The organism is Thiobacillus sp. 65-1402, assembly GCF_001897685.1.
Classification (GTDB): Bacteria; Pseudomonadota; Gammaproteobacteria; order Burkholderiales; family Thiobacillaceae; genus Thiobacillus.
The window spans coordinates 1-9,549 of the sequence record NZ_MKUG01000098.1 but is presented as its reverse complement, the minus strand read 5'-3'; the positions used below and the strand labels follow the sequence as shown (position 1 = coordinate 9,549).

The 9,549-nt window shown below is 66.0% G+C and carries 10 protein-coding genes and 1 pseudogene; all 11 read right to left on the bottom strand.

From position 1 onward, the window contains the following. Positions 1–436, bottom strand: a pseudogene (sucA, locus tag BGO62_RS08115) (2-oxoglutarate dehydrogenase E1 component); the annotation flags it as partial. A 12-nt stretch (positions 437–448) separates the two neighbouring features. Beyond that, positions 449–1,744, bottom strand: a complete 1,296-nt coding sequence (gltA, locus tag BGO62_RS08110) for a citrate synthase (RefSeq protein ID WP_296641091.1) — start codon at positions 1,742–1,744, stop codon at positions 449–451. Next, positions 1,741–1,995, bottom strand: coding sequence for a succinate dehydrogenase assembly factor 2 (locus tag BGO62_RS08105; protein ID WP_296641090.1), 255 nt, complete (start codon positions 1,993–1,995; stop codon positions 1,741–1,743). Before BGO62_RS08105 ends, gltA begins: the two co-directional genes overlap by 4 nt. Beyond that, positions 1,988–2,683, bottom strand: coding sequence for a succinate dehydrogenase iron-sulfur subunit (locus tag BGO62_RS08100; protein ID WP_296641088.1), 696 nt, complete (start codon positions 2,681–2,683; stop codon positions 1,988–1,990). The genes BGO62_RS08105 and BGO62_RS08100 overlap by 8 nt, the downstream gene beginning before the upstream one ends. A gap of 560 nt (positions 2,684–3,243) precedes the next feature. Continuing rightward, the gene (gene sdhA / locus BGO62_RS08095; protein WP_296641086.1) at positions 3,244–4,998 is read right to left on the bottom strand and encodes a succinate dehydrogenase flavoprotein subunit; all 1,755 of its coding nucleotides are present in this window, start codon (positions 4,996–4,998) and stop codon (positions 3,244–3,246) included. Next, positions 4,995–5,354: a succinate dehydrogenase, hydrophobic membrane anchor protein gene (gene sdhD / locus BGO62_RS08090; protein WP_296641084.1), complete on the bottom strand. Its 360-nt coding sequence runs from the start codon at positions 5,352–5,354 to the stop codon at positions 4,995–4,997. Before sdhD ends, sdhA begins: the two co-directional genes overlap by 4 nt. After that, entirely contained in the window at positions 5,351–5,731 is a 381-nt protein-coding gene (gene sdhC / locus BGO62_RS08085; protein WP_296641082.1) for a succinate dehydrogenase, cytochrome b556 subunit, read from the bottom strand. The genes sdhD and sdhC overlap by 4 nt, the downstream gene beginning before the upstream one ends. A gap of 33 nt (positions 5,732–5,764) precedes the next feature. Continuing rightward, positions 5,765–7,060 (bottom strand): malic enzyme-like NAD(P)-binding protein, encoded by a 1,296-nt coding sequence (locus BGO62_RS08080; protein ID WP_296641079.1) that lies wholly within the window; start codon positions 7,058–7,060, stop codon positions 5,765–5,767. An 89-nt stretch (positions 7,061–7,149) separates the two neighbouring features. Further along, positions 7,150–7,860, bottom strand: coding sequence for an RNA polymerase sigma factor FliA (locus tag BGO62_RS08075; RefSeq protein WP_296641074.1), 711 nt, complete (start codon positions 7,858–7,860; stop codon positions 7,150–7,152). 35 nt (positions 7,861–7,895) lie between these two features. Then, complete coding sequence (locus tag BGO62_RS08070; RefSeq protein ID WP_296641070.1) at positions 7,896–8,534, bottom strand: hypothetical protein; 639 nt, start codon at positions 8,532–8,534, stop codon at positions 7,896–7,898. Continuing rightward, on the bottom strand, positions 8,524–9,549 hold a 1,026-nt coding region (flhF, locus tag BGO62_RS08065; protein ID WP_296641065.1), incomplete at its 5' end, for a flagellar biosynthesis protein FlhF. The genes flhF and BGO62_RS08070, both read right to left, overlap by 11 nt.

The window sequence follows — 9,549 nt, the reverse complement described above, 5'->3', positions numbered from 1 at the left end:
AGCGTTTGCGCGCCACGTCGGTGATGTGCATGTATTCCACGCCGACATGGCCGCAGTAGGCGCTGTTCAGGCGCTGCAGAATATCGGCCAGGGTAGTGCGCCCCACCCCGAACAGCGATCCGGTCTCGAACTCGCGGGTCAGGTCCGCCTCGGTCAGGCCGTAGTGCGCCGGGTCGAGTTCGGGGCTCGGCGGCGGCTCGAAACGCCGCAGCGGATCCAGCTCGGCCTGCCGCACGCCCAGATAACGGTAGGCATTGATCAGCCGCAGCACCGCGACCTGGGCGGCATCCGATGCGGCTGGCGCGCCCGGCAACGGCCGGTTCAGCCAGGGCGTCAGCGCATCGTCGCCGAACTGCTCCAGATACGCCGCATTACCGGCGTAAAGCGGCGACGTCAGGCGCCAGTCGGGTTCGTTCATGTCGAAGCGGTCGGCCAACGCGCTGCCTGCTCAGGCACCGCGCCGCTCCAGCGGCACGTATTCGCGCCGCGTCGCACCGGTATAGAGCTGGCGCGGACGGCCGATCTTGTGGGCGGGATCGGCGAGCATTTCATTCCATTGCGCCACCCAGCCCGCGGTGCGGGCGAGCGCGAACAGCACGGTGAACATGCTGCTGGGAATCCCCATGGCGCGGAAGATGATGCCGGAATAGAAATCGACGTTGGGATAGAGCTTGCGCGAAATGAAGTAGTCGTCTTCCAGCGCGATGCGCTCGAGTTCCATCGCCATCTTGAACTGCGGATCGTCGCGCAGGTCGAGTTCGTCCAGCACTTCGTAGCAGGTCTGGCGAATGATGCGGGCGCGCGGGTCCATGTTCTTGTAGACGCGGTGGCCGAAACCCATCAGGCGGAAGGCGTCGGTCTTGTCCTTGGCGCGCTTGATGTATTCGGGAATGCGCGAGACGTCGCCCATTTCGTCGAGCATTTTCAGCACCGCCTCGTTGGCGCCGCCGTGCAGCGGCCCCCACAGCGAGGCCATGCCGGCCGCGACGCAGGCATAGGGGTTGGCGCCGCTGGAGCCGGCCAGCCGCACGGTCGAGGTCGAGGCATTCTGCTCATGGTCGGCGTGCAGAATGAAAATACGGTCGAGCGCGCGCGCCAGCACCGGATTGGGTTGGTAGGGCTCGCACGGGGTGGAGAACATCATGTGCAGAAAGTTCTCGGCGTACGACAGGTGGTTCTGCGGATAGACGAAGGGCTGGCCTTCGTTGAACTTGTAGGCCCAGGCCGCCACCGTGGGGATCTTGGCAATCAGGCGGTGCGCGACGATTTCACGATGACGCGGGTCGAACAGGTCGGTGCCTTCGTGGTAGAAGGCCGACATCGCGCCGGTGACGCCGATCATCACCGCCATCGGATGCGCGCTGCGGCGGAATCCGCGGAACACGTTCTCCATCTGGTCGTGCAGCAGGCTGTGATGACGAATCGAGTGTTCGAACGCCGTTTTCTGTTCGGCGGCAGGCAGCTCGCCGTGGACCAGCAGATAGCAGACCTCCATGTAATCCGACTGGTAGGCCAGCTCGTCGATCGGGTAGCCGCGGTAATACAGCAGCCCTTCGTCGCCATCGATGTAGGTAATGGCGGAGTTGCAGCTGGAGGTGGCGGTGAAACCCGGGTCGTGGGTAAAGTAGCCGTGCGAGCCGAGCGTGCGGATGTCGATCACCGGCTTGCCATAGGTGCCCTGCTCGATGGGCAGTTCGATGGACGGACTGCCGTCGCTGAAAGTGAGGGTGACGGTTTTTTTCATTGCAATTCCAAAAATACTGCAGCCCGATAATGCCGTAGGCGTTCAACAAGCGCTTCGAGAGCGGCATCGCCGGCAGGCGACCTGCCTTGCAGCCGGTCGATAATTTCCATGTCGGACAAGGCCAGCAAGCGCTCCAGCGCGGCCGTCTCGCAAGGCTGAAGTGTAGCGCGGTGCGCCTGCAGAAAGCCACCCAGCCAGAGATCGAGTTCGAGCAATCCGCGGCGGCAGCGCCAGGCCAGCGCGTCAGACACGCCGTTTCACCAGCAAGGATTTGATGCGCCCGATTGCCGCGGTCGGGTTCAGCCCCTTGGGGCAGGCATCGACGCAATTCATGATGCCGCGGCAGCGATACAGCCGGTAGGGGTCTTCCAGGTTGTCGAGCCGCGCGGGCGTTGCTTCGTCGCGGCTGTCGGCAATGAAACGGTACGCCTGCAGCAGCCCCGCCGGGCCGACGAATTTTTCCGGATTCCACCAGAACGAAGGGCACGCCGTGGTGCAGCAGGCGCACAGGATGCATTCGTAGGCGCCGTCGAGCAGCGCGCGATCCTGCGGGCTCTGCAAACGTTCCACCTCCGGCTCGGGGTCGTCGTTGATGAGCCAGGGCTTGATCGAGCGGTACTGCCTGTAGAACGGCTCCATGTCGACGATCAGGTCGCGGATCACCGGCAGACCCGGCAGCGGCCGCACCTCGATCGGCTGCGTCAGCTCGGACAGCGGCGTGATGCACGCCAGCCGGTTGCGGCCGTTGACGTTCACCGCATCCGACCCGCACACGCCTTCGCGGCAGGAGCGACGCAGCGACAGCGTTTCGTCCTGCGCCTTGATCGCCAGTAGGGCGTCGAGCAGCATCTTTCCGGCGGGGTCGATGTCGAGGTCGACGTCCTGCATGTGGGGCTTGGCGTCGGTTTCGGGGTTGTAGCGGTAGAGGCGGAATTTCATGTTGCCCCCTTCTTTGTCATGGCAACGGCTTCGCGTTTCGCCTGTGGGCGAGTCACTTTCTTTTGCTTCGCCAAAAGAAAGTGACCAAAGAAAAGGCGACCCCACATCGCTGCCCTGCGGGTTCCCGATTTGGCGCGCACGGGCGGGCGCTCCACCAACTCGCCCTGGCACGGGGCACAAAACGCCCCGTGCTGCGGAGCTCGGACACGGTTCCGCTCTGTTCCCGCCCGCACGCGCCAAATCGGCAGCGCTGAAGGGGGAAGCTCCGGAGGCGCCATCACGTAAATCATGTTTGGTTCCAAGCGCTGGCGCCCGCATGGGTGCCCCTTGTGTGTCGCCGAGTAGCGCAGCCGACCGGGGAAGAGAGGCGCGGGGTGTCTGAGCCCGCCAGGGCGAGTTCCCGCGCCGCCCCGGCTGGCGAGCATCGCAGGGAAGCCGAAGGCCGACACAGCAGGGGTGGCCTTTTCTTTGGTTACTTTCTTTTGGCCACGCAAAAGAAAGTGACTCGCCCACAGGCGAAAAGCGAAGCCGTCGCAAAGCGAGATGAACCATGTCCCCCATCAATACACCCTCTCCTTCGGCCGTATCGTCTCCACCGTCAGTGGTTTCAACCGCACCGGCTTGGCATCCACCTGATCCCCCGCCCGCGAGTACAGCGTGTGCTTCAACCAATGCGCGTCGTCGCGCTGCGGAAAGTCCTCCCGCGTATGCGCGCCGCGGCTTTCGGTGCGGGAAATCGCCGACACCAGCGTCGCCCGCGCCACGCCGATCAGGTTTTCCAGCTCCAGCGCCTCGACGCGCGCGGTATTGAACACGCGGCTGGTGTCCGCGAGGCCTGCGTGTGCGAGCCGCGCTTCCAGCGTGTCCAGTTTTTCCAGGCCCTCGCGCAACACCGCCTCGGTGCGGAACACGCCGGCATGCAGCTGCATCGTGCGCCGCAAATCGTCGGTGATCGCCGCCACGCGTTCGCTGCCGGGCTTTTCCCAGCGCTGCAGGCGGGCCAGGCCGGCGTCGGCCGCGTCACCGGGCAAGGGGCGCGCATAGGGGTTGTCGCGCAGATACTCCAGCATATGTCTGCCTGCGGCGCGGCCGAACACGACAAGGTCGAGCAGCGAATTGCCGCCCAGCCGGTTGGCGCCGTGCACCGACACACAGGCGCATTCGCCGACGGCATACAGTCCCGGCACCGGCTCTTCCGGGCCGAAGCGGGCGGGCGCGACGACCTGGCCGTGCAGGTTGGTGGGGATGCCGCCCATCATGTAGTGCGCGGTGGGGGCGACCGGAATCGGCGCCTTGACCGGGTCGACGCCGGCGAAGCGGATCGACAGATCGCGGATGCCGGGGAGCTTGTCGGCGATGGCCCGCTCGCCCAAGTGGTCGAGCTTGAGATCGACGTAGTCCGCGCGCGGCCCGCAGCCGCGCCCCTCGGCGATTTCGACGGCAATCGCGCGCGCCACCACGTCGCGTCCGGCGAGATCCCGGGCGTGCGACGCATAACGTTCCATGAAGCGTTCGCCGTGCTTGTTCAGGAGATAGCCGCCCTCGCCGCGCACGCCTTCGGTGATGAGGCAGCCGACGCCGGCGATGCCGGTGGGATGGAACTGCCAGAACTCCATGTCCTGCAGCGGCAGCCCGGCGCGCAGCGCCATGCCGAGACCGTCGCCGGTGTTGATCATGGCATTGCTGCTGTTCCAGAACGCCCGGCCGGCCCCGCCGGTGGCAAGCAGGGTGGTGCGCGCCTCGATCAGCAGCGGTTCGCCGGTTTCGATTGAAAACGCGCTGACGCCCAGACAGTAGCCGTCGGCGTCGCGCAGCAGGTCGAGGGCAAAGTATTCGTCGAAGAACTGCGTGCGATGGGCGATGTTCTGCTGATACAGGGTATGCAATAGCGCATGGCCGGTGCGGTCGGCGGCGGCACAGGTACGGGTGGCCTGGTCGCCGCCGAAATGCTTCGACTGGCCGCCGAACGGCCGCTGATAGATCTTGCCGTTGTCGAGACGCGAAAACGGCAGCCCCATGTGCTCGAGTTCGTACACGGCCGAAGCCGCCTCGCGGCACATGAACTCGATCGCATCCTGGTCGCCCAGCCAGTCGCCGCCCTTGACCGTATCGTACATGTGCCATTCCCAGCGGTCGTCGTCGACGTTGGCGAGCGCGGCGGTGATGCCGCCCTGCGCCGACACGGTATGCGAGCGCGTGGGAAAGACCTTCGACACCACCGCGACCTTGTAGTCCGAGCGCGCGAGCTGCAGCGCGGCGCGCAGGCCGGCGCCGCCGCCGCCGACGATGAGCGCATCGAAGCGGCGCGTATTCATGCCGCACGCCCCAGCGCCGCATCAAACAAGATCGCGGCCAGCCACGCCACGCTGCCTGCCAGCGTGGCGATCACTGTCAGATAGAGCGCCAGCCGCAGGCCGACGGGGTGTACGTAATCCATCAAAATATCGCGTACGCCCACCCAGGCATGCAACGCCAGCGCCGTCACCGTCGTCAGCAAAAGCACGTGCACCCAAAGCGGTGCGAGCAGCTTCTGCCAGCCGGCAAAATCGAGCGGCATGGCTGCCAGCAAATAAAGCGCCAGGACAGGCAAAGCCAGCGCCAGCACCACCGCAGTGGCACGCTGCAGAAGCCAGGTGCCGGTGCCGGTATGCGAGCCGGTGGTGGATTTCATGCGAACAGTCTCCAGGCGGCAAGCAGCGTGATCAGCCCGCTCGCCAGCAACACCGCGATGCTGCTTTGCCGCGCCCGGCGCAGGCCAACGCCCCGGTGCGCGTCCAGCGCCAGATGCCGCAAGCCGGCAAGGAGATGATGTGCCAGCGCCCAGACCAGAATGACTACGGCCAGCCTGGCCGGCGGATGGGAAAACGCATCCGCCATGCGCCGGAATCCGGCCGCGTCCGCCAGCGACACCGACAGCGCCCACACTCCGAGCGGCAGCGCCGCGAACAGCAGCGCGCCCGAAATCCGGTGCAGGATCGACACCCAGCCCGCCAGCGGCAAATGGATGCGCAGCAGATCGAGATAAACGGGGCGCGCGGTCGGCTTCACGGCACGGTTCGGATCATCATCCGCTCGGCAGGTTTAACGACGCTTGCTTGCCGCCTTGGCCGCCGCCGGCTTGGCCGGCTTTTTCACCGCGGCTTTCTTCACCGCGGCCTTTTTGACCACAGCCCTGGCCACGGCCTGCGGCACCCGGTCAAGCAGCCGCGGATCGAACGGCTTCGGCAGGATGTAATCCGGGCCGAACTTGAGTTTCTTCAGCTTGTAGGCTTTCAGCACCGACGCCGGCACCGGTTCGCGCGCCAGTTCGGCCAATGCGTAGACCGCGGCGATCAGCATGTCCTGGGTGATCTCCTTGGCCCGCGCGTCGAGCGCGCCGCGGAAGATGAAGGGAAAGCCGAGCACGTTGTTGACCTGGTTGGGAAAATCCGAACGCCCGGTCGCCATGACCAGGTCGCTGCGCGCAGCCATGGCTTTTTCCGGCAGGATTTCGGGGTTGGGGTTGGCCAGCGCGAACACGATGGGGTTCTCGGCCATGCTCTTCACCATCGCCGGGCTCACCAGGTTGGCGCCCGACACGCCGACGAACACATCCGCATCCTGCATCGCCTCGGCCAGGGTGCGCAGCGTGGTCTTGCGCGCAAAGGCTTTCTTGAAGCTGTTGAGATCGGCGCGCTCCTTGTGCACCACGCCCTTGGAATCGACCAAGGTGATGTTGGCTTTTTTCGCGCCCATCGCCACCAGCAGCTTCATCGACGCAATCCCCGCCGCGCCGGCGCCGAGGCAGACGATTTTCGCCGTTTCCAGCGCCTTGCCCTGCACCTGCAGCGCGTTGATGAGGCCGGCGCAGATGATCACGGCGGTGCCGTGCTGGTCGTCGTGGAACACCGGAATATCGAGCTTCTTGCGCAGCGCCGCCTCGATTTCGAAGCAATGCGGCGCAGCGATGTCTTCGAGGTTGATGCCGCCGAAGGTCGGTGCGATGGCTTCCACCACCTTGATGAAATCCTGCGGGGTCTTGGCGTTGACTTCGATATCGTAGACGTCGATGCCGGCGAACTGCTTGAACAGCACGCCCTTGCCTTCCATCACCGGCTTGGCGGCCAGGGGCCCGCGGTTGCCCAGCCCGAGGATCGCAGTGCCGTCGGTGATCACCGCGACCAGGTTGCCCTTGTTGGTGTAGTCGTAGGCGGTCTTGGGATTCTTGGCGATTTCCAGCACCGGCTGCGCCACGCCGGGCGTGTAGGCCAGCGACAGATCTTCCTGCGTGGAACAGGGCTTGGACGACTCGACCGAGAGTTTTCCGGGTTTCGGCAGGCGATGGTAATCGAGGGCTTTTTTCTTGGCTGAGTTCTTTGCGAGGGGAGCTTGGCTCATGGCGGCGGATACAGGCTGGATGAACAAGCCGCCATTATCGCGGATTTATAAGCGATCCGCCCCGCTTTGGCCTGCGCGGCCTTGCCGCGTCAGTCTTTCCAGATCTTGAGCTGGGCACGCAAGCGTGCCACCGCCTGCGAATGCAGCTGGCACACGCGCGATTCGGAGACGCCGAGCACCGCGCCGATTTCCTTGAGATTCATGTCCTGTTCGTAATACATGCCCATCATGCTGCGCTCGCGCTCGGGCAGATGATGAATCGCGGCAATCAGGCTGTCGCGGAAACCTTCGTCTTCCAGCACCGCGAGCGGATCGCTGCTGCCGTCGACCAGGTAGCGTTCCAGGAAACTGGCGCTGTCCTCATCGGAAAAATCCTCGTAATACAGCAGCTGCGAACATTTCACGTCGCCCAGCATGGACTGGTACTGATCGATCGGCATGCCCAGCTCGGCGGAGATCTCCTGCTCCGACGGCGCCTTGCCGTTGCGCTGCTCCAGCCTGTGGATGGCGGCCTCGATCTGCCGCGATTTCTGCCGCACGTGGCGCGGCAGCCAGTCGGCCTCGCGCAACTCGTCGAGCATGGCGCCGCGGATGCGCTGGGTGGCATAGGACTCGAATTGCGCCCCCTGGGTGCCGTCGAAGCGCGACACCGCGTCCATCAAGCCGATCAGCCCGACCTGAATGAGGTCGTCGACTTCCACGCTGGCGGGCAGGCGCGCCATCATGTGATACGCAATGCGCTTGACCAGCGGCGCATGTTTCGTGACTTGTTCGTCTTTTGACGAGGCTTTTTCAGCCATGCTTCAGGACCATATTCTAGATTTTTCCTGTTTTATCAACGAGCCGCCAGGCTCGCCTCCTCGCATGCCATTCTAACGGCAAGCGCGGCGAATAGGCCATCTTCGTGGGCCGCGCTGTAGATGGCTTGCGCGAAGCGCCGGTCGAGAAAGTGGCTGCAGGCAGCGCACACGCGATCGCAGGCAGCGGCGGCGCCCAACAGGCCGATGCTGCCCACCCCGTCGGCCCGCGACAGGGTCTTGAGCAGGGCGTAAGCACGCAGCATCGATTCGTGCGCAGCGTTCACCTCGATGACCACGGCGTGGACTGCGCCGGGCATCAGCGCCAGACCGTCGCGGCCGGCGTCGAACACCACGGCATCGTAGCCCTGGGCGATGCCCGCCAGGGCAGGGTCGTCCGCCCTGGCGCCGGGCGCATGCCAGCCGTCGCCATGCGACAGCGGCAGCGTGTGCAACTGTCCGCGTTCAAGCTGCTGGCGCCAGCCGAACAGGCTGCGGGCAGGCGCGTCGGCCAGCAGCCGTCCCCGCGCATCGACCAGCAGCGCAGTCCAGCCGCGCTGGTGCAGCGCCAGCGCCAGCCGGGAGGTGGATTGGGCGGAGTCGAAAAAACACTGGATGCAGCGTAGCGGCTGCCGGGCGCTGCGCCGCCGCAGCCCGGCGGCCTGGTCAGCCGGCATGCATGCCCTTCAGGGCAAGGCGCTCCTCGCGCTCGGCCTCGACGCCGGCAAACAGCGGCCAGTCTTCGGCCTGCAGCGCATAGGGCGTGGCAAGCTGGCCGCCTTTCAGAGCGCGGTCGACAAGGTAGGGGGCGCTGGGTGCGTGCAGGTCTTCCGGCACGCGCTGGCCGCCGCTGATGTACGCCAGCGGCAGGCGATGGCGGATCAGGCTGTCGAGCGCCGCCCCGGGTTGCGGGGCTTCGTCGAGTTTGGTGAGGATGCAGGCGACCGCGCCCTGGCCGAAATGCGTCATCGCCTGCTCGATTGCCGCGCCCTGCTGGCCGGCGGAGATCACTGCTAGGCGGCGCACGCCGAGGGCGTCGAGCGCCCGCCCCTCACGGCTGCGCGGATCGGATGGCGAAAAACCGGCGGTATCGACCAGCACCAGCTTGTTGGCGGCAAGTTCAGGCAACAGCCGCGCCAGCCGGGCCTGGTCTTCCGCCACATGCAGCGACACGCCCAGCAGGTCGGCATACACCGTCAATTGCTCCGCTGCGCCGATGCGGTAGGCGTCGGCCGCCACCAGCGCCACCTTTGCCGCACCGTGCGCATCCGCCGCGCGGGCGGCGAGCTTGGCCAGCGTGGTGGTTTTGCCGGAACCGGTGGAGCCCACCAGCGCGTAGCACCCCCCCCTGGCCAGCAGATCGGCTTCGCGCCCCTGTAGCGGCAGATTGCGGATCAGCACCTGGCGCAGCCAGCGCAAGGCGGCATCGGTATCGAGCCCGCGCGGCAGACGCGCGGCCAGGGTGCGGGCGAGCGTGCTGCCGAAGCCGGCGGCGAACAGGGTCTGCATCACGGCCACCCGCGCCGGATCGCGCCGCCGTGCCGATCCCCAGGCAAAGCCCGCCAGCTGGTTCTGCAGCAGGCCGCGCAGGCGCGCCAGCTCATTCAGGATGCGCGAGCCGCCGGCCGCGTCCGGCGCCTCGCCGGCAGGCTGCGCCGCCAAATCGCCGTAGGCGCTGGCCAGCAGCTCGAC